Below are 18940 nucleotides of genomic sequence, written 5' to 3' on the forward strand. Positions count from 1 at the left end.
ACGCAACCACAGGACATCGCAGCCCATGAACAAGCCCAACGATCTGGCCATCCGCGCCACCGATCTGAACGACATCGACAGCAACGCGTCCCACGACAACCATTTCAACAGCATCCTGAACGCCCGCCTGAGCCGCCGCAACTGGCTGCGCGGCAGCGCCGTCACGGCCGCTACCGCCGTCATGGGTTCGATGGGCCTGTCCGCCTGTGGCGGCGGCAGCGATGCGGCGGCCGTCACGCCGACGCCAACGCCGACGCCCGAAAAACTGCTGGCCTTCACGGCCGTGCCGAAAAGCCTGGCCGACGTCGTGTCGGTGCCGGCCGGCTACACGGCCACCGCCCTGTATGCGCTGGGCGACTCGCTGCGCGCGGCGACGCCAGCCTACAAGAACGACGGCAGCGATACGGATTTCGACAACCGCGCCGGCGACCACCACGACGGCATGGAATACTACGGCCTGTCCGCCGCCGGCGCGCCGCTGGCGTCCGGCGCCGAACGGGGCTTGCTGGCGATGAACCACGAAGCGACCACGGACGAAAAACTGTCCTCGCACTTCCTGCACGTGAATGGCGGCACCACCACGCTGCCGCGCCCCGCCGCCGAAGTCGACAAGGAAGTGGCCGTCCACGGCCTGAGCGTGGTCGAAGTCAGGAAGACGGGCAGCGCCTGGGCCACCGTCAACGATTCCGCCTTCAACCGCCGCGTCACGCCGCTGACGGACATCGAGCTTGCCGGCCCCGTGCGCGGCAACGCCCTCGTGGTGACCAAGTACTCGCCGACCGGCACCAAGACGCGCGGTACCATCAACAACTGCGGCACGGGCAAGTCGCCATGGGGCAGCTACCTCTCCGGCGAAGAAAACTGGGCCGGCTACTTCACGCGCTCGTCCACCGACAACGCCGCGCGCGGCGACAAGTCCGTCGTGTCGCTGAACCGCTATGGCCGCAGCCAGGGCGGCGCCTCGCGCCACGGCTGGGAAACGGGCGGCAGCGACGACAAATACGCGCGCTGGAACCTGAGCAAGATCGGCGCATCGGCCAACGGCAGCGACGACTACCGCAATGAATTGAACGGCATGGGCTACATCGTCGAGATGGACCCGTACGACAAGACCAAGGCGATCCGCAAGCGCACGGCGCTGGGCCGCTACGCGCACGAAAGCGCCGCCTTCAGCGTGCCGGCCGTGGGCCAGCAGCTGGCCGTCTACATGGGCGACGATTCGCGCAACGAATACATCTACAAATTCGTCACGGCCGCCGTCTGGGCCGCCGCGGACGCCAACCCGGCCGACCGCATCGCCACCGGCGACAAATACCTCGATTCGGGCAAGCTGTACGTGGCCAAGCTGGCGGCCGACGGCACCGGCCAGTGGATCGAACTGGCCATGTCGAACGCGCAGATCCAGGCGTACGGCGCCTACAAGTTCGCCGACCTGGCCGACGTGCTGGTCAACGCCCGCCTGGCGGCCGACGCCGTGGGCGCGACGAAGATGGACCGCCCGGAATGGTGCTCGGTCAACCCGGCCAACGGCGAGATCTATTACACGCTGACCAACAACTCGAACCGCACCGTCAATCCGAGCGGCTCGTCGCAGCTGGCGCCGGACAGCGCCAACCCGCGCGCCTACACGGACATGAAGGGCAGCAGCGCGCAGAACGGCAATCCGAACGGCCACATCATCCGCTTCAAGGAAGGCACGGGCGCGGCCGCGGCCACCAGCTTTACCTGGGATGTCTACCTGTTTGGCGCCGAGAGCGGCGCCGACGCCAGCAAGATCAACCTGTCGAACCTGACGGCCGACCAGGACTTCTCGAGCCCGGACGGCCTGGCCTTCAGCCCCTACACGGGCATCTGCTGGATCCAGACGGACGATGGCGCGTACACGGACGTGACCAACTGCATGATGCTCGCCGCCATCCCCGGCAAGGTGGGCGACGGCGCCAAGTCCACCCTGAACTACGCCACGGCGGCCGGCGGCAACCTGGCCGTCGACACCTTCATCGGCAAGAAACCCACGGCCGACACGCTCAAGCGCTTCCTGGTGGGGCCGGTCGGCTCGGAAATCACGGGCATCAGCGAAACGCCGGACGGCAAGACCATGTTCATCAACATCCAGCATCCGGGCGAAAACACCGCGCTGGCGAATATCGGCGATCCGTCCAAATACACGAGCCAGTGGCCCGCCAACGCCGGTTATGGCGCCGGCAAGCGTCCCCGCTCGGCCACCATCGTGATCACCAAGAACGATGGCGGACGCATCGGCAGCTGATGTCCCGTGCCTGGCGGCGGCATCCGCCAGGCAAAGCCGGCCATCGACCTTGTAAAAGGAGGAAGTGCCCTTAAGTAAGGTTCATCACCAGACATTGCAACAACCGAATGGCAGCAGGGGAAAAACGTTTCCCGGCTTTTTGGTATGATGGCAAGGCGCGCCGGCACCGGAGTGGTGTCGCGCGCCTTTTATTTTTGATAATTACTTATATGAGCACAACCATGCAAAGCGGCGCAGACCTCCTGGCGACAGGCGAATTGGATTACACGACTTCCTGCGCACTGCCGACGCCGTGGGCCCAGTTCACCCTGCACGCCTTTGTCGAGCACGCCACGGGCAAGGAACACCTGGCCATGGTGCTGGGCGACATCGGCGACGGCGAACCGGTGCTGGCGCGCGTGCATTCCGAGTGCCTGACGGGCGACGTGCTGTTTTCGCAGCGCTGCGACTGCGGCGCCCAGCTCGAAGGCGCCTTGAAACGCATCGCCGAGGAAGGCCGCGGCATCTTGCTGTACCTGCGCCAGGAAGGGCGCGGCATCGGCCTGATCAACAAGATCCGCGCCTATCGCCTGCAAGAGGCGGGCGCCGACACGGTGCAGGCGAATGAACAGCTGGGCTTCAAGGCCGACGCGCGCAACTACACCTTGTGCCAGCCGATGTTTGCGCAATTCGGCATCCGCAGCCTGCGTTTGATGACAAACAATCCGCGCAAGATCGCCGCCATGGAAGCGCTGGGCATCACGGTGGCCGAACGGGTGCCGCTGCTGGTCAACCGCAACGCGTTCAACCAGCACTACCTGAATACCAAGCAAAGCAAGCTGGGCCACATGATGACGCCGGAAACGGCGCCGGCGCTGGAAGACGGCGCCCTGTAATTGCCGCACCGGCTTGCCGCACCGGCTTGCCGGGCCGGCGTGCAGCGGCGCGCCGCCTGGGCGCCCGCTTCGCTGCTGCTCACGCACAAAGGATGCATGAAATTATCTAACCTCGCCTGCTTGCTGGCCAGCCTGTGCGCTGCCGCAGGCGCCCACGCGGCCCCGCCACCGGCGCCAGCCGCGGCCACCACCGCTTCGACTCCCCCCGTAAAACCGCCGCCGGCCACCGCCGCGCCCGCGGCCACCGAACACGCGGCCCTGCCGCCACCCTCGTCCGCCGCGCAAAAACTCTACACGGCCGCGCGCGCCGATATTTTGCAAGTGCGCGTGCTGCTGAAAAACGGCCGCACGCAATCGTCGGTCGGCTCGGGCTTTTTGATCGGCACGGGCGACCTGGTGGTGAGCAACTATCACGTGGTGTCGCAATTCGCGCTCGACCCCGACACCTATGTGGGCGAATGGGTCGACACCAGCGGCCAGCGCGGCAATGTGGAGTTGCTGGCCGTTGACGTGCTGCACGACCTGGCCGTGCTGCGCGTGAACCGCCACGGCACGGGCTTCTTCAAGATGCCGGAGACGCTGGCACCGCTGACGCAGGGCCAGTACCTGTATTCGATGGGCAACCCGCTGGACCTGGGCTTCGCCATTTCGGAAGGCTCGTATAACGGCGTCGTCACGCGCAGCTTCTACGACCAGCTGATGTTTACGGGACCGATCAATTCCGGCATGAGCGGCGGCCCCAGCGTCACCGCGAATGGCGACGTCGCGGGCGTGAACGTGTCGAAACGCCTCGACGGCGAACTCGTCAGTTTCCTCGTGCCGGCCCGCTATGCGCAGCAATTGCTGGCCAAGGTCGCCCTGCAAGGCAAGCCGCCGAAGGACTTCAAGCCGCTGGTGACGGCGCAGTTGCTGGCGCACCAGGACGTCATGCTGGCGCGCCTGCTCGACACACCGTTGAGCCTGAAAACCATGGGCCCCTACCGCGTGCCCGTGCGCGAGTCCGACCAGATGCGCTGCTGGGGCCGCTCCAACGTCAAGTCCGACAAGCCCTACATGCTCGACAACACCAGCTGCGCCATGGAGTCGGCCATCTTCATTTCCGGCGCCCTGCAGACGGGGCAAGTGTCGATGCGCCACGAATTTCTGCGCAGCAGCGAACTGGGCGCGCTGCGCTTTTCCGAGCTGGCCAGCGCCTCGTTCAAGAATGAAAGTTTCGGCAGCTACAAGAGCGCGCACCTGACGGGCCCCCATTGCACCGAACAGTTCGTCAAGAACACCACCCTGCCCCTGCGCGCCGTCCTGTGCGTGCGCGCCTACCGCAAATTTACGGGACTGTACGACTTTGCCCTGCTGGCGGCCAGTACCGATGAGCCGCTCATGAGCCTGCAAAGCCGCATCGACGCGCGCGGCGTGTCCTACGCCAACGGCTTGCGCGTCACGCGCACCTTCCTCGAAGCGCTGTCGCGGGAAAGCAGCCGCAAGCCATGAAGCATCCCTATTACATCGAAATCCTCGCCGAAAATGGCGAAGTGCGGCAGCGCCAGCGCATTGAATCCCTGCCGATCCGCATCGGGCGCGGCTATGACAACGACTTCATCCTCGACGACGCGCATACGGCGGCCGAGCACGCCATTGTCGAGGACGATGGCGCAGGCGGCCTGCTGCTGCGCGACCTGGGCAGCCAGAATGGCGTGATCCACCGGGGACAGCGGCAACCGCAAGTGTCCCTGAACGGCAACAGCATCGTGCGCCTGGGCCACACGCGCCTGCGCGTGCGCGCCAGCGACCATCCGGTGGCGCCCGAACTGAGCGACACGACCAGGCACGACTGGGAAGGCTTGCGCCCCGCCGTCGCCGGCCTGGCCATGATCGGCGCCTCGGCCGCCTTCAGCAACTGGTTAAGTGATGCGGACGCCTTCGACCCGATTTCCTACCTGATGGTCATCGCGTATGCGCTCGGTGGCGGCCTCGTCTGGGCTTCCATCTGGGCCGTGGCGAACCGCCTGTTCGGCCATATGGCGCGCTTCGGCCGCCACCTGTTCATCATCGGCTGCGGCTTGCTGGCCATGGAAGTGTGGGAACTGGCAAGCAACGTGGCGGCGTATGCGCTCTCGCTCGAAGCGCTGACGCGCTACGGACGGCATATGTTCATCGTCATCGTCTGCGCCATGATCTACTACCATTTGCGCACGATCAAGCCGCAGCATCCGCGCCGCTTCGGCCTCGTCGCCGTGGTGCTGGCCATCCTTGGCTCGAGCCTGATCCTGCTGAGCAACCTGCAGATCAGCGGCCGCCTGGCCGACGAGGCGTACATGTCGGCGCTCTACCCGCCGGCCTTGCGCCTGAGCCCGGATCACACGACGGACGCCTTCTTCCGCGATGCGGCCAGCCTGCAGCGCGCCGTCGATGCCGAACGGGGCAAGGCGGCCAAGGGCGCCGACGAAGACGAAGACAGCGGCGATTAACGCGCCAGCATGCAAAAAGCCCGCCGTGTCCTGACAGACCGGCGGGCTTTTTATCGCGCGCCATCAGGCGCGGCGAGATCGGCGATACAAACTTAGAACTTGGCTTCCTGCTTGCGGCGCGCCGTAAAGCCCAGCAAGCCCAGGCCGATCAGCAGCATGGCGTAGGTGGTCGGCTCAGGAACGGCCGAGATCAAGCCATCGTTGGCGCCAAAGCTGACGAAATTATTGTTACCCGCCTTGAACTGCGCTTGCTGGCCGCCATCGCAGCAGTCTTCCAGGCCATAGATGCTCAAGGTATGGTTGCCGGCCGCCAGGATGCTCGAACCGCTGAAGAACTGGCTGCCATTGTCGTAGTTGCCTGCCCACCACATGTCGTTGCTCTTGAAGTCCAGCGCCACACCGTCGAGGAACAGGGCGCCGCCCTTGCCGAAATCGACGCCGCTGCGGAAGCTCCAGGCGCCCGCGTCGGCCGAGCTGACGCCAAAGTTGATGACGGATTTGAAGGCGATGTTCGAGCCACTGCCGAACAGGCCGCTGTTGTTGAAGTTATCGTAGCTGGCAATCGTCGTCGAGCCATAACCGGCGCCTGGCGTGGCCACGGCGGCATTCACCACGGACTCATAGGCGGCGGCGGAGCTTTGCGCGCCAGCGTCCGAGTAGCCGGTGGAAACGGTGATGGTGCTGGCGTTCGCGTGGGCAAACACACCGACGGCGATCAGGGACAGAGCGATTTTAGGCAAGTTTTTCATGATGGTATCCAGTAAGTAAGTATTCAGTGGGCGCAGCAAGGAGCGCTGGAGCTGAATACACGCTGCATTGAGGCGTGTCGGCAAAGCGCTGGGGATTGCGGGAATGAGCGGTCGGGGGCGTGAACTTCCGCGTAACAGCGCGGACTTGCAGCGTGCCATGGCGGCACCGCAAGCGTCCTGGAAAGGGTTCGGGTTCCCGGGACAAGGCCAGACAGTTGACGGGTCAGGCAAGACGTTGAAACTATTCTAGCGTAAATTCCCTAGAAGAAAAGTATTTTTCTTTTAATCATGAAAGATATTTTTCTGGCAAGCACTCTTCCGGAGGCAAAAAAAAGGCGTGTTCCACTCCGGCGCGACGGCCATCTGCGGTGCGCGGCGTGTCGCGGCGGTACCACAGACCAGGCCGGCACTGTCGCATCGCGCGCATTTCTTTTCGCATGCCGCTGCACCACGGGGCGAAACAGCATGGCAAAATGTAGTCACGCTGCTATCTGTCCGATGAGGGGGAAAGAGGAATGGTCGACCTGGAAGAACTACGCTATCTGGCACTGTCGTTTCCCGACACGACCGAGGAAGAACACCACGACCGTCCAGCCTTCCGCGTGGGCGGGAAGATCTTCGCCACCCTGCCCGATGACGAGCACATCAACGTGCTGCTCGATGCGGAAGCGGCGCATATCGCCACCGTCATCACGCCCTCCGGCTGCGAGAAACTCTGGTGGGGCGAACGCCTGGCCGGCATCACGGTATGCCTGGCGGACGCCGAGCTGGACATGCTGGCCGCCGCCCTGACGGCCGCCTGGCGCCGCAAGGCGCCCAGCGACCTGGCCAAGACCATCGACCAGGCCGGGTAAGGCGCCTGCTACATCGGCCAATTGCGCAGCAGCAAACCCACCATCTGCTGCAACTGTTCCCGCGAGACGCCCGCCGCCGCCTGGATGGCCATACCCTGCGACAGGGTCACGACAAAGCGCGCCTGCTGCTCCGGGCAGGAATCGGGCGGCAAATCCCCCTCTTCCTTGGCGCGCCGCAAGCGGTCGCGCAACTTGATCTCGCCGCGCAGCCGGCGCGCGAACAATTCATCGCGGATCGGCAAGGCATCGTCGCTGCAGGCGAGCGCCGCATTGACGCCCATGCAGCCGTGCGGGCCGTCCGGCATGGTTTGCGCGTCGACATACTGCGTCAGCAGGGCTTCCACCACCTGGCGCGCCGTCGGCTGTTCCAGCGCCGCATCGAAAAACCGCATGCGCGTATCGCTGTAGCGCTCGAGCGCCTTGTGGAACAATTGCTCCTTGTTGCCGAAGACGGCATACAGGCTGGGCCGGTTCATGCCCATGGCTTTCGTCAATTCCGGCAGCGAACTGCCCTCATAGCCCTTTTCCCAGAACACCTTCATGGCGCAATCGAGCGCCTCGTCCGCGTCGAAGGTGCGTGGCCGCCCCGTTTTCGCCTTGACGACTTCCTCTTTTTTATCTTGTTTCATACCGTTCGGTAAAAAATTATTGACAACACTGACTGCCTGCCCTGATTATATACCGACCGGTTAAAAACCTCCCGGCTTTTCAGGAACCCTATGCACACACCTTCCAACACCTCTGCCGACGATACCACCGTGGCGCCGTGGCTGGCCGTCTTATCGGTCGGCATCGGCGCCTTTGCCCTCGTCACTTCCGAATTCCTGCCCGTCGGCCTGCTGCCCGCGATGGCCGCCGAACTGGTCATCAGCAAGGGCCAGGCGGGGCTGATGATCACCACGCCCGGCATCGTTGCCGCCTTTGCCGCCATCTTCGTCACCGTCGGCTCGGGCCGGCTGGACCGCCGCATCGTGCTGCTGGCCCTTACCGCCCTGCTCGTCGCCTCGAACCTGCTGGTGGCGCTGGCGCCCTCGTATGGGGCGATACTGCTGGGCCGCGCCATGCTGGGCGTGGGCGTGGGCGGTTTCTGGGCCATCGGCAGCGCCATCGGCCCGCGCCTGGTGGCACCGCAGCATGCGTCGCGCGCCATGTCCATCATCTTCGCCGGCGTCTCGCTGGGCACGGTGGCGGGCGTGCCGGCCGGCGCGCTGGTGGGCGAGCTGGTGGGTTGGCGCGTGGCTTTCGGCGCGGCCAGCGCCATTGCCGTGCTGGTCTTCATCGGCCAGCTGTTGCTGCTGCCCAGGCTGCCGCCGACGCAGGCCATCCGCCTGCGCCAGTTGCCGATGATTTTCGGCATCCGCAAGGCCAGGCTGGGCCTGATCGCCACGGCCATGCTCTTCACGGGCCAGTTCGCCGCCTACACGTATATCGCCCCCTTCCTCACGCAGATCTCGCATCTGGCGGCCGGCACGGTCAGCGCCATGCTGCTCGTGTACGGCGCTTCCGGCTTCATCGGCAACCTCGTGGGCGGCTGGGCCGCCGGGCGCTACGAACGGGCCGCGCTGATGGCGACGGGCGCCGTGCTGGGCCTGTCCACCTTGGCCCTGGCCGCGTTCGGCAGCCATTCCGTGACGGCCATGCTGCTGGTGGCCGTCTGGGGCTTCGGTTTCGGCGCCATGCCGATCGCCGTGCAGACGTGGATGTTCAAGGCGGCGCCCCACTTGATGGAAGGCAGCAGCGCGCTGTTCGTTGCGATTGTGCAAGTATCGCTGGCGTCGGGCGCCTTGCTCGGCGGCATGGCCGTCGACCGGCTGGGCGTGTCCAGCGCGATGGTGGTGGGCGGCCTGTTCGCCCTCGGCTGCGCCTTGACGATCGCGCTCTTCGGCAAGCCGCAGGCCGGCGCCAAGGCCGGCGCGGCGTGCCCAGCGTCGTAGGAGCGGGCCTTCAGATGCGGCCGCGGCGGAATTCGCCGAGGAATTTCGTCACTTCGGCCGGCGTCATGGGCACGTCCGCATCGCCGTGATACGCATACAGGAAGGGCGTGCCGCCCAGGCGGTCCGTCAGCTTGGCGAACAACAAGAAGCGGCTGCCCAGCGGATAACGCTGCAGGTCCGACAGGCGGCGCGAGCACTGCACCGCCAGCTCGGGCGAAAAGGCCTGGCCCGGCACGGGGCGGATTTCCACGCGGCCATCAATGGCGCGGGATTCGACGGCAACATGCCGGTATGCATAAGTATCACGGGCCATGCCGCCACCTTGAATGAAATAAAGGCGCCATCTTAAGCGAAGATGGCGCCTGGCGTATTACTGCGGCACGATGCGCAGCAGGCGGCCGTTGTCTTCGTCCGTCAGCGCATACAGGTAGCCGTCCGGCCCTTGGCGCACGTCGCGCACGCGCGCGCCGATGGCCAAGCGGTCCTGCGCCGTCACCTTGCCGTTCGCATCGACGGCGATGCGGCGGATGTCCTTGGCCGCCAGGCCGCCGCTGAAGATGCTGCCCCGCCAGGCGGCGATCTTGTCGCCCGTATAGACGGCCAGGCCCGACGGAGCAGGCGACGGCACCCAGGCCACGCTGGGATTGAGCATGCCGGGCACCTCATGCTTGCCGACGGGCTCATGCGTCGTATAGTCGGCACCATAGCTTTGCAACGGCCAGCCGTAGTTGCCGCCCGCCACCACCAGGTTCAGCTCGTCGCCGCCGTACGGGCCGTGTTCCGTAGCCCACACGCGGCCGGACACGGGGTCGAGCGCCAGGCCCTGCACGTTGCGGTGGCCGTACGACCAGATTTCCGGCAAGGCGCCCTTGGCGGCCAAGGGATTGCCGGGCGCCGGTTTGCCGTCTTGCGTCAGGCGCAGGATGGAGCCCTGGTGCGTGGCCAGATTCTGCGCCTGCTCGCGCGCCAGGCGGTCACCGATGCGCAGCGGCGGATTGCCGCCGTCGGCCACGCTCATCAGCAAAGTGCCATCCGGCAGCCACAGCAGGCGCGAACCGAAATGCTGGCCGCCGCTCTTGTCGGTGGCGACCTTGAACAGGGTCTGGATGCCCGTCACCTTCCTGCCGTCGAACACGCCGCGCACGAGGGTCGTGCGGTTGGCGTCATTCGTGCCCGTCGACACCGTCATGTAGACGCGCTGCCGGGCCTTGCCCGCATCCTGCGGATGCAGCACGATGTCGAGCAAGCCGCCCTGCCCGCCCGTGAAGACGGCCGGCATGCCTTCCAGCGCCACGTCGGTAAAAGTCTTGCCATTGAGCAGATGCAGTGTCCCCTGCTTGCTGGTCACCAGCGCGCGCCCCTCGCCCAGCCAGGCGATGCCCCACGGCTGGCGCACGCCCTGCGCGACGGTCTCGGCTTTCCAGCCCTGTCTGGCGGCGGGCGGCTCGCCCGTGGCTTGCAGTTCGGCGTGGGCGGGCACGGCGCAAGCGGCGAAGGCTCCCAGCAGCAGTGCGGTGGCAAGGTATGTGCGCTTGATGGTTGGCATCCGGGATTCTCCTGTGTCGGCTATGAAAAAAGGCGGCCGGGATGGTCTGTGCCATCGCGCCGCCTTCTAAAAATAGCACAGATTGCCAGGCGGGCGCGCCGCCTGACAGCGACTATCAACGATAGATCAGATGGTACTTGACGCGCGGCGTGTTTTTCTGTGCGCCACCGGTCTGCACCAGCGCCACAGGCTCGCCAGCGGCCGTATGGAAGATGCCGATGCCATAACTTTGTTCGCCGCCAATGACGGGCAAGGTGACGCTACCATCAGGGAACAACAACTCGCCACTGAAACGCTTGTAGCTTGCTTGGTAGGTCACATCGCCAACCGGATACATATAGCTGTACGATGTTTCCATGAGCAGCGCTTCCGCCTTCACGGGCGAGTGACTCATTGACAGCACAGTGTTACCAGCCGAACTGAGGATAAAGCGGCCGACATATTTCAGCGTGTCGGTACTGAAGTACGTGCCAGCCGCCGTAAACAGCAGATCTTCCTTGGGCGACAAGAACAGCGGGGCCACCGCCGGGTAGTCGACATAGGCATAGGCACTGGCCTGAATCGCGTTGCTTTGCGGGTCTATGGAGAAATACGAGATAGCGGATGAATATCCCTGCGCTACAAATGCCTTGTTCTTGGATACCGCAAAAACGCCACGCAGCGTCCCATAGAAGCCGTTGGCATAATCAAGTCCAGGCAGGACCTGGCCGGTACGCCCATTGAGCACAGTAATGGCCGCTCGCGACGACGTGCCGACAGATTGGCCCATCAGAAAAACGATGCCATCATTGGTCGTGAATACCTCCGTCTGCGTACCGTCTGTGCCTGTAGAGCGCAGCAGTTGCCCTGCCACCAGATCAACCAGGCTGACCACGCCTTCATGCAATACCGCGGCCAGCTTACCGTCCGGACTCAGATTAAACGACTTGACCGCGGTTGGCAGACTGATGCTGGTAGTGACGCCATCAACCGGGTTGGTGATTTTCACGGCGTCAGGATCGGTGCTGATCATGACCAGGCGATCGAGTCCCTTGCTGTAGCGCACATCCTGCGGCGTGAAAGGCAAGGCCACGACACTATAGGATGCGATAACGGCATTGAACTTCAGGTAGGCCACCGCCGTTTGCCGGCCATTACTGACCGTCAAGGACAGCACATAAGCGCCGGCCACGTCCGGCGTGAACGATGGTATGGCAGTCGCTGCTGCGCCCAGCACGGCAACAGAAGCGGCAGGCCGGCTGTCGACCGCCCAGGCATAGGTCAATTGCGCGCCACCCTCGTCATAGCTCAGGATGCCGCTGGTCACCACCGGCTGGCCAACGGGCACGGTCTGGTTGCTGCGGCTGACCACGGCCACCGTGCCCTGGATCACGCCCGTCGGCATGCTGTTGTTGGCATCGAACTGGTACACCGTTTCGGCATACGCGCCCTTGCCGTCCGCGCCGCGGGCGCGCACTTTATACAGACCAACTACATCTGGGGCGAAACGCGCGGTTTGCCCCGCGACAAACAGCGTGGCGCTGCTACCGGCCGGCTTCTGGATCAGCTCCCACGTTGTGGTCACCTTGTCGCCGTCCGCGTCGGTGCTGCCGGTGGCATCGAGGACGATGCCGGAACCTGCCGAGACGCTCACGGCATCCTTCACGAGCGGCTGCGCCGTAAACGTCGCATTGACCACCACCACCGCATTCGGCACCCGGTTATTCACCAGCACGGTGGCGTTCTTTTCCGCAAAGCCGCCCTTGCTATTCGTCACGCGCAGCTTGAAGATATACGTGCCCAGGGCGTCGGGCTGGAAGTTCATTTTGGGGGTCGCGACAGCACCCATGTTCAGGCCGCTGCCGGCAGGCTTGGAGACCAGACTCCAGGCAAAACTCAGCGTCCCGCCGTCGCTATCCTTGCTGCTGCCGGCATCGAGTTCAATCTGCCCGCCCATGCTGCCGACAGCATCGGCGCCTTCTGCCGCCGCCGACACGGCACCGGCAAACAGGATGGCAGGCTGCGGCACGGCCGCTACGGGCGGCGGCGTACTGTCACTGCCGCCGCCACCGCCGCCACATCCGGCCAACATGGCCATGGCCAACATACCCGCTATCAAACAGCGCACTGCTGGTCCCTGCATACGACTACGCATATGATTCCGTTCTCTCAATATTTCCCGTGGTTATAAAGTGACGTCTTGTCGCGTCCGAAAAAGCGGACAAATATTATCATGACAATAACGTTAAATTTTCACTAAATTCCACTTTGGAAATATTAATTTTCAAGAATCATTAAAAAGGTACGGCAGGGTTAGCTCAAGCGCGCAGCAGCAAAGCCACGGCTTCGGCCGCAATGCCCTCTTCGCGGCCCAGGTAGCCCAGCTTTTCATTCGTCTTGGCCTTGATATTGACCTGGCCCACGGTCACACCGAGGTCTGCGGCCACGTTCGCGCACATGGCGGCGATGTGCGGCGCCATCTTCGGGCGCTGGGCGATGATGGTGGCGTCGATATTGCCGACCACATAGCCCGTCGCCTGCACGCGGCGCACGGCTTCGCGCAGCAGGGTGCGCGAATCGGCGCCCTTGAACTGCGCGTCCGTGTCGGGGAAATGGCGGCCGATGTCGCCCAGGGCGGCGGCACCGAAGATGGCGTCCGTGATCGCGTGCAGCAGCACGTCGGCGTCGGAATGGCCCAGCAGGCCCAGGTGATGGGGAATCTTCACACCGCCGATGATCAGGTCGCGGTTTTCCACCAGCGCGTGGCAGTCATAGCCCTGGCCGATGCGGAAAGGGAGGTCGGGTGTCGTTGTGTGCATGCGGGTCTCTCTGGAATTCAAGGATGGGCCAAATACAGCTCGGCCGTATGGATGTCGCGCGGCAGGGTCACCTTCAGGTTGCGCGGGTGGCCCTCAATCAGTTTCGGCGCCAGGCCCAGCGCTTCGACGGCGCTGGCGTCGTCCGTGATCGCTTGCGGGTCGGGCGCTTCAGTTAATGCCCGGTGCAGCAAGGCATAGCGGAACATTTGCGGCGTCTGCGCCAGCCACAGGCCGTCGCGCGGCACCGTCTGCGCCGACAGGCTGCCCGGCCCGGCCCGCTTGACGGTATCGACCACGGGCAAGGCCAGCAAGCCGCCGGCCGGGTGGGCGCCCACTTCTGCGATCAGTTTTGCGATCAGCGCCGGCGTCAGGCCGGGACGGGCCGCATCGTGCACCAGCACCTGGTCATGGGCATCGATGCAGCCGTGCAAGGCTTGCAGGGCGTTCAATATCGTTTCCATGCGCGTGGCGCCGCCGCAGCGCAGCACCGATATGCCCCCCCCTGCCCCTTGCTCCGGCACGACCGTGTCGATCACGCCATCGTCCGCGCTCACGACGACATAGGTGTGCGCGATCAGGGGGCTGGCGAGAAAGGCGTCGAGCGCGTGGCGCAGCATGGGCTTGCCGGCGATCTGTAAATATTGCTTGGGACTGCCCGCTGCCATGCGCGCGCCCACGCCGGCGGCGGGGATCAGGGCAAAGTAACGGACGCTATTCGGTGCTGCTGTCATGCCATTCCTTGTCTAGTTGGCGGGCGTTGCCTTGCCCGCCAGGATGTTCTGGATTTCTCCCTTGCACGCCTTGCCCAGGCGCGCATATTCTTGCGGAGAATCAATGGCGGCCTGCAAGGTTTCCACCTTGCGCATTTCTGCCTTGATATACGGCAACCAGCCCGTATCGATCTCGCGCGCCAGCGCCGCCTTGGCCGTGCCGCTGGGCGCGTACAGGGGCCGCGCCTCGAAGCGTTTGGCCAGCGCGGCGCGCACGGTCTTTTCCACGCGCGGCAAGTGTTCCATATAGGTTTTCATGTGCCGCAGCTCGTGCGCGAGTATCTCATCATACGCGCACGTGCCGGGCGCAAATTCGCGGCCGATGTAGATCACCACGGGCGCATACGTCAGGCTCACGGTAATCTGCGGCGCCACGCATTCATAGCCGCTGGCCGGGTCTTGCAGCATGGGACCGGCCAGGGCGATGGCCACGCGCGAATCCGTCTTCGTCAGGCCCAGCACCCAGGTATTCGCGCGCGCCGTGCCCTTCATCACCGTCAGCGCCTTGTACGGCAGATGCGTATCGATGCTGTAGCCGTTCTGCTGCGCCGTCAGCACGGACACCGTCTTGCTGATCGTGTCTTCGCAGCGCACCTGGAACGGCGTGCGCGCTGCCGCCAGCGTGTCCAGGCAGGCCGACGCCAGCAGCAGGAAGAGAGCCGCGCGCATGTGGGGAATCAGGCCGCTTGCCAGGCGCCGCTGGTGATCTTGTCGAGCCAAAAGATGCCGATGACGGTTTTCACGTCCGTGATCGTGCCATCCCTGACCCAGTCGAGCAGCTGCGGCACGGTGGCCGTAAACGTCTCCAGGAATTCGCCTTCATCGAGTTGGCGTTCGCCCGCCACGAGTCCACGCGCCAAAAACAGTTCCAGGTGCTCATCGGAATAGGCGATGGCGTTGTGAATGGTGGAAACGAATTGCCAGTCGGTCGCCGTGTAGCCCGTCTCTTCCAGCAATTCGCGCTGGGCACAGGCCAGGTGGGACTCGCCCGCGTCGATCTTGCCGGCCGGAAATTCAATGAAGACCCGGTCCAGCGGATAGCGGTACTGGCGTTCCATCAGCACCGTGCCGTCGTCGAGCAGCGGCAGGATCACGACGGCGCCCGGATGCAAAACGAATTCGCGCGCCGTGATCTTACCATCCGGCAGTGCAACGCGGTCGCGCTGCACGCGCAGGAAGCCGCCCTGGTAGACGAGCTCGCCGTCGACCTTGGTTTCAATCAATTGCGTATCAGTGGCTTGGGTATCCATACATTTCCTTATGTTCAATAAAAAACGGCGCCAGAGGCGCCGCTTTCGGAGGATGGTGCCTAGCGGCGTTTACGCAGATAACGAGTCACGAAACCTGGGAAAGCCAGCACCAGGAACAGGCATCCCGTGATGGCGTAGAACTCCCACGTCTGCGGGAAACCGTTGCCGATGCGCGCTTCGAGCGCGAACGCCGCGGCGCCGACGATGAAGTACAGAATCACAATCTCCAGCAGGCGCAGCGCCAGCGGCTTGCGCCAGCCTTTGCCCCCGTCTGCCTGCGCCGCCTTTTTCAGCGGCACGGCGGCAAACAGTTTCTCGTTCAGGAAAGGCAGGTTCGCGCCCAGGATGCCCAGGGCGATCACCAGCCAGCTCGAAGCGGTGACATCCATCGGTCAGGACGCCAGGGTCTTGGTGATGGCGGTCGCGCAGGCAGCCAGGATGCTGTTAGGCATCACACCGAGGGCCAGGACGAACACGCCGTTCAGGGCCAGCACGACGCGCATGTCGCCATGCACGACCAGCGCATTGCTGTCGCTCGGCTCGTCGAACCACATCATCTTGACGACGCGCAGGTAGTAGAAGGCGCCGATCAGCGAGAACAGCACGGCGGCGATGGTCAGCCACAGCTGGCCCGTGGCCAGCACGGAAGCGAGCACCGAGTACTTGGCCATGAAGCCCATCAGCGGCGGCACGCCGGCCAGCGAGAACATGAACAGGGTCATCACCAGCGCGAAGATCGGGCTGCGCTTGCCCAGGCCCTTGAAGTCGGCCAGTTCATCTGCTTCGAAACCATTACGTGCCAACAACATGATCACGCCAAAGGTACCCAGGGTGGTGAACACATAGGTGATGACGTAGTACATCGAGGCGCCGTAGGCGGTGGCTGCGCCGGCCGCGTTCAGCGTGTTGTTCGGCGCATCGACGGTGCCGGACAGCAAGCCCAGCAGCACGAAGCCCATTTGCGCGATGGTCGAGTACGCCAACATGCGCTTCAAATTGGTTTGCGCGATGGCGGTGAAGTTACCGATGGCCAGCGACATCACGGCCAGCACCAGCAGCATCTGCTGCCAGTCATGTGCCATCGGCAGCAAGCCTTCGGCCAGCAAGCGCAGGGTGATGGCGAACGCGGCCAATTTCGGCGCCGCGCCCAGCAGCAGGGTCACGGCCGTCGGCGAACCTTGATACACGTCAGGCACCCACATGTGGAATGGCACGACGCCCAGTTTGAAGGCCAGGCCGGCAACCAGGAACACCAGGCCGAAGACCATGATGGTGCCATTGGTCTTGCCGTTTTCCAGCGCCACGCGCAGTTCGCCCAGGTCCAGCGTGCCGGAGGCGCCGTACAGCATCGAGATACCGTACAACATGAAACCGGAAGCCAGCGCGCCCAGGATGAAGTATTTCATGGCCGCTTCCGTGGCCTTGGCATTGTCGCGGCGCAGAGCGATCAGCGCGTACAGCGACAGCGACATCAGTTCCAGACCCAGGTAGATGATCAGGAAGTTGTTGGCCGAGATCATGATCATCTGGCCCAGCAGTGCAAACAGGGCCAGCACGTAGAACTCGCCGCCCAGGTTACCCGACAGCATGCTGCGGTCGGTGGCATAGGCACGCGAGTAGATCAGGGTCAGCGCCACGGCGCCGTACGAGAACAGTTTCAGCAGCTGCGACATCGGGTCCGACACGAACATGTTGTGGAACGTGTAGACGGTGGTGCCCGCGTTGAAGTCGCCCACGGTCAGCAAGGCGCAGCCGGCCAGGGTCAGCAAGGACAGCGCATAGGTGATCGAACGCTTCGCCGCAGGCAAGAACATATCGATCAGCAAGAGCGCCGACGTGGCGATCAGCAGAAAGATTTCCGCGTACAGCGGTACCAGATTAGGTGCATTAGTCATGTTATCGGTCTTCTATTTAAGGCAACTTGCTGATGGCGACATGCTGCAGCAGGTCGGCAACCGAAGTTTGCATCGTGTCGGTGAACGGGGCTGGGTACAGACCCATCACGAGCACGGCGATGGCCAGCACAGCAAGCATGAAGAATTCACGTTTGTTGATGTCGGTCAATTCGGCCACGTGCTTGTTCTTGATCTTGCCGAACACCACGCGCTTGGCCATCCACAGCGAGTACGCCGCGCCCCAGATCAGTGCCGTCGCAGCCAGCAGGCCGATCCAGAAGTTGTATTTCACCGCGCCCAGGATCACCATGAACTCGCCGACGAAGCCGGACGTGGCTGGCAGACCGCAGTTGGCCATCGAGAACAGCACGAAGAAGGCGGCAAATTTCGGCATGCGGTTCACGACGCCGCCGTAGTCGGCGATGTTGCGGGTATGCATGCGGTCATACAGTACGCCGATGCACAGGAACATCGCGCCGGAGATGAAGCCGTGCGAGACCATCTGCACGATACCGCCCTGCACCGAAATGTCGTTGAACATGAAGAAGCCCAGGGTGACGAAACCCATGTGCGCGATCGACGAATAGGCGACCAGTTTTTTCATGTCGGTTTGCACCAGGGCAACCAGACCGATGTAGATGACGGCGATCAGCGACAGGGTGATCATGAAGCCCGACAGGTAGTGGCTGGCGTCCGGCGTGATCGGCAGCGAAAAACGCAGGAAGCCGTAGGCGCCCAGTTTCAGCATGATGGCGGCCAGCACGGCGGAACCGCCCGTCGGCGCTTCCACGTGGACGTCCGGCAACCACGTATGCACGGGGAACATCGGCACCTTGACGGCAAACGCCATCAGGAAGGCCAGGAAGATGAAGATCTGTTCGTTCATCGTCAGCTTGAACGCGTGCCAGGCCAGGATGTCGAAGGTGCCCGACACATTGCGCAGGTAAATGATGGCAACCAGGGTCAGCAGCGAACCGAAGAAGGTATACAGGAAAAACTTGAACGACGCGTACACGCGGTTCGAACCGCCCCAGATACCGATGATGATGAACATCGGGATCAGGGTTGCTTCAAAGAAGAAGTAGAACAGCAAGCCGTCCAGCGCGCAGAACACGCCGATCATCAGGCCCGACAGGATCAGGAAGGAGCCCATGTACTGGGCGATGCGCTTCTCGATCACTTGCCAAGCGGAAATGACGACGATGACCGTGATGAAGGCTGTCAGCGGCACGAACCACAGCGACAGGCCGTCGATACCCAGCGAGTACCAGATATTGAAGGTTTCAATCCACGGTGCTTTTTCGACGAATTGCATGCCGTGCGCGGCGTTGTCGAAATGCTGGATCAGCGGCAAGGTGCACAGCATGCTGAGCACGGCGCCAGCCAGCGACAGCCAGCGGGTAAAGCCCGCTTTGCTGTCACGGCCGAGAGCCAGGATCAGGACGCCGCAAATGATCGGCACCCAGATCGACAGACTCAGGTAAGGAGGTAGTGTAGAAATCGTAGACTGCATCATGGTTCTCAGTATTCTTTTA

The 18940-nt window shown here is 63.7% G+C and carries 18 protein-coding genes; 6 read left to right on the forward strand and 12 right to left on the reverse strand.

The window, feature by feature from the left end:
- The first annotated feature begins 25 nt into the window (after positions 1 to 25).
- The 4 genes from AC07VH_RS09620 to AC07VH_RS09635 all read left to right on the forward strand — a co-directional run bounded on the left by AC07VH_RS09620 (position 26) and on the right by AC07VH_RS09635 (position 5609).
- Positions 26 to 2269, forward strand: a complete 2244-nt coding sequence (locus AC07VH_RS09620; RefSeq protein WP_494787329.1) for a PhoX family protein — start codon at positions 26 to 28, stop codon at positions 2267 to 2269.
- Positions 2270 to 2490: 221 nt separating this feature from the next.
- On the forward strand, positions 2491 to 3144 hold the full coding sequence (gene ribA, locus AC07VH_RS09625; protein ID WP_475415366.1) for a GTP cyclohydrolase II: 654 nt from the start codon (positions 2491 to 2493) through the stop codon (positions 3142 to 3144).
- Between the two features lie 96 nt (positions 3145 to 3240).
- Positions 3241 to 4632: a S1 family peptidase gene (locus AC07VH_RS09630; protein ID WP_494787330.1), complete on the forward strand. Its 1392-nt coding sequence runs from the start codon at positions 3241 to 3243 to the stop codon at positions 4630 to 4632.
- Positions 4629 to 5609, forward strand: a complete 981-nt coding sequence (locus AC07VH_RS09635; RefSeq protein WP_494787331.1) for an FHA domain-containing protein — start codon at positions 4629 to 4631, stop codon at positions 5607 to 5609. Before AC07VH_RS09630 ends, AC07VH_RS09635 begins: the two co-directional genes overlap by 4 nt.
- Positions 5610 to 5701: 92 nt before the next feature.
- On the opposite strand, the gene AC07VH_RS09640 is transcribed toward AC07VH_RS09635, so the two are convergent.
- On the reverse strand, positions 5702 to 6358 hold the full coding sequence (locus tag AC07VH_RS09640; RefSeq protein WP_494787332.1) for a CCXG family PEP-CTERM protein: 657 nt from the start codon (positions 6356 to 6358) through the stop codon (positions 5702 to 5704).
- Positions 6359 to 6873: 515 nt separating this feature from the next.
- Here AC07VH_RS09640 and AC07VH_RS09645 point away from each other — a divergent pair.
- Entirely contained in the window at positions 6874 to 7212 is a 339-nt protein-coding gene (locus AC07VH_RS09645) for an MmcQ/YjbR family DNA-binding protein (protein WP_475415370.1), read from the forward strand.
- Positions 7213 to 7220: 8 nt separating this feature from the next.
- Here AC07VH_RS09645 and AC07VH_RS09650 read toward each other — a convergent pair whose 3' ends face one another.
- Positions 7221 to 7841, reverse strand: coding sequence for a TetR/AcrR family transcriptional regulator (locus AC07VH_RS09650; RefSeq protein ID WP_070224096.1), 621 nt, complete (start codon positions 7839 to 7841; stop codon positions 7221 to 7223).
- Between the two features lie 90 nt (positions 7842 to 7931).
- Here AC07VH_RS09650 and AC07VH_RS09655 point away from each other — a divergent pair, with 90 nt between their 5' ends.
- Positions 7932 to 9146: an MFS transporter gene (locus tag AC07VH_RS09655; protein ID WP_494787333.1), complete on the forward strand. Its 1215-nt coding sequence runs from the start codon at positions 7932 to 7934 to the stop codon at positions 9144 to 9146.
- 10 nt (positions 9147 to 9156) lie between these two features.
- On the opposite strand, the gene AC07VH_RS09660 is transcribed toward AC07VH_RS09655, so the two are convergent.
- From AC07VH_RS09660 to AC07VH_RS09705, 10 genes are all read right to left on the reverse strand, one after another.
- Complete coding sequence (locus AC07VH_RS09660) at positions 9157 to 9459, reverse strand: hypothetical protein (protein ID WP_489630323.1); 303 nt, start codon at positions 9457 to 9459, stop codon at positions 9157 to 9159.
- Positions 9460 to 9516: 57 nt separating this feature from the next.
- Complete coding sequence (locus AC07VH_RS09665; RefSeq protein WP_494787334.1) at positions 9517 to 10692, reverse strand: PQQ-dependent sugar dehydrogenase; 1176 nt, start codon at positions 10690 to 10692, stop codon at positions 9517 to 9519.
- A gap of 115 nt (positions 10693 to 10807) precedes the next feature.
- Positions 10808 to 12778 carry a PKD domain-containing protein gene (locus AC07VH_RS09670; RefSeq protein ID WP_494787335.1) on the reverse strand — a complete coding sequence of 657 codons (1971 nt, stop codon included), beginning with the start codon at positions 12776 to 12778 and terminating at the stop codon, positions 10808 to 10810.
- Between the two features lie 211 nt (positions 12779 to 12989).
- Positions 12990 to 13490 carry a 2-C-methyl-D-erythritol 2,4-cyclodiphosphate synthase gene (ispF, locus tag AC07VH_RS09675; RefSeq protein WP_494787336.1) on the reverse strand — a complete coding sequence of 167 codons (501 nt, stop codon included), beginning with the start codon at positions 13488 to 13490 and terminating at the stop codon, positions 12990 to 12992.
- Positions 13491 to 13507: 17 nt separating this feature from the next.
- Entirely contained in the window at positions 13508 to 14221 is a 714-nt protein-coding gene (ispD, locus tag AC07VH_RS09680) for a 2-C-methyl-D-erythritol 4-phosphate cytidylyltransferase (protein ID WP_494787337.1), read from the reverse strand.
- A 12-nt stretch (positions 14222 to 14233) separates the two neighbouring features.
- The gene (locus AC07VH_RS09685) at positions 14234 to 14929 is read right to left on the reverse strand and encodes a hypothetical protein (protein WP_494787338.1); all 696 of its coding nucleotides are present in this window, start codon (positions 14927 to 14929) and stop codon (positions 14234 to 14236) included.
- 8 nt (positions 14930 to 14937) lie between these two features.
- Positions 14938 to 15510: an NUDIX domain-containing protein gene (locus AC07VH_RS09690; protein WP_489630318.1), complete on the reverse strand. Its 573-nt coding sequence runs from the start codon at positions 15508 to 15510 to the stop codon at positions 14938 to 14940.
- 59 nt (positions 15511 to 15569) lie between these two features.
- Positions 15570 to 15899, reverse strand: coding sequence for a DUF2818 family protein (locus AC07VH_RS09695; RefSeq protein WP_494787339.1), 330 nt, complete (start codon positions 15897 to 15899; stop codon positions 15570 to 15572).
- A 3-nt stretch (positions 15900 to 15902) separates the two neighbouring features.
- A complete protein-coding gene (gene nuoN, locus AC07VH_RS09700) occupies positions 15903 to 17405 on the reverse strand; it encodes an NADH-quinone oxidoreductase subunit NuoN (protein ID WP_475415379.1) in 1503 nt (500 codons plus the stop codon).
- Between the two features lie 16 nt (positions 17406 to 17421).
- The gene (locus AC07VH_RS09705) at positions 17422 to 18921 is read right to left on the reverse strand and encodes an NADH-quinone oxidoreductase subunit M (RefSeq protein ID WP_489630317.1); all 1500 of its coding nucleotides are present in this window, start codon (positions 18919 to 18921) and stop codon (positions 17422 to 17424) included.
- Between the last annotated feature and the right edge of the window lie 19 nt (positions 18922 to 18940).

It is taken from the genome of Janthinobacterium sp. GW821-FHT03C10 (genome assembly GCF_059420865.1).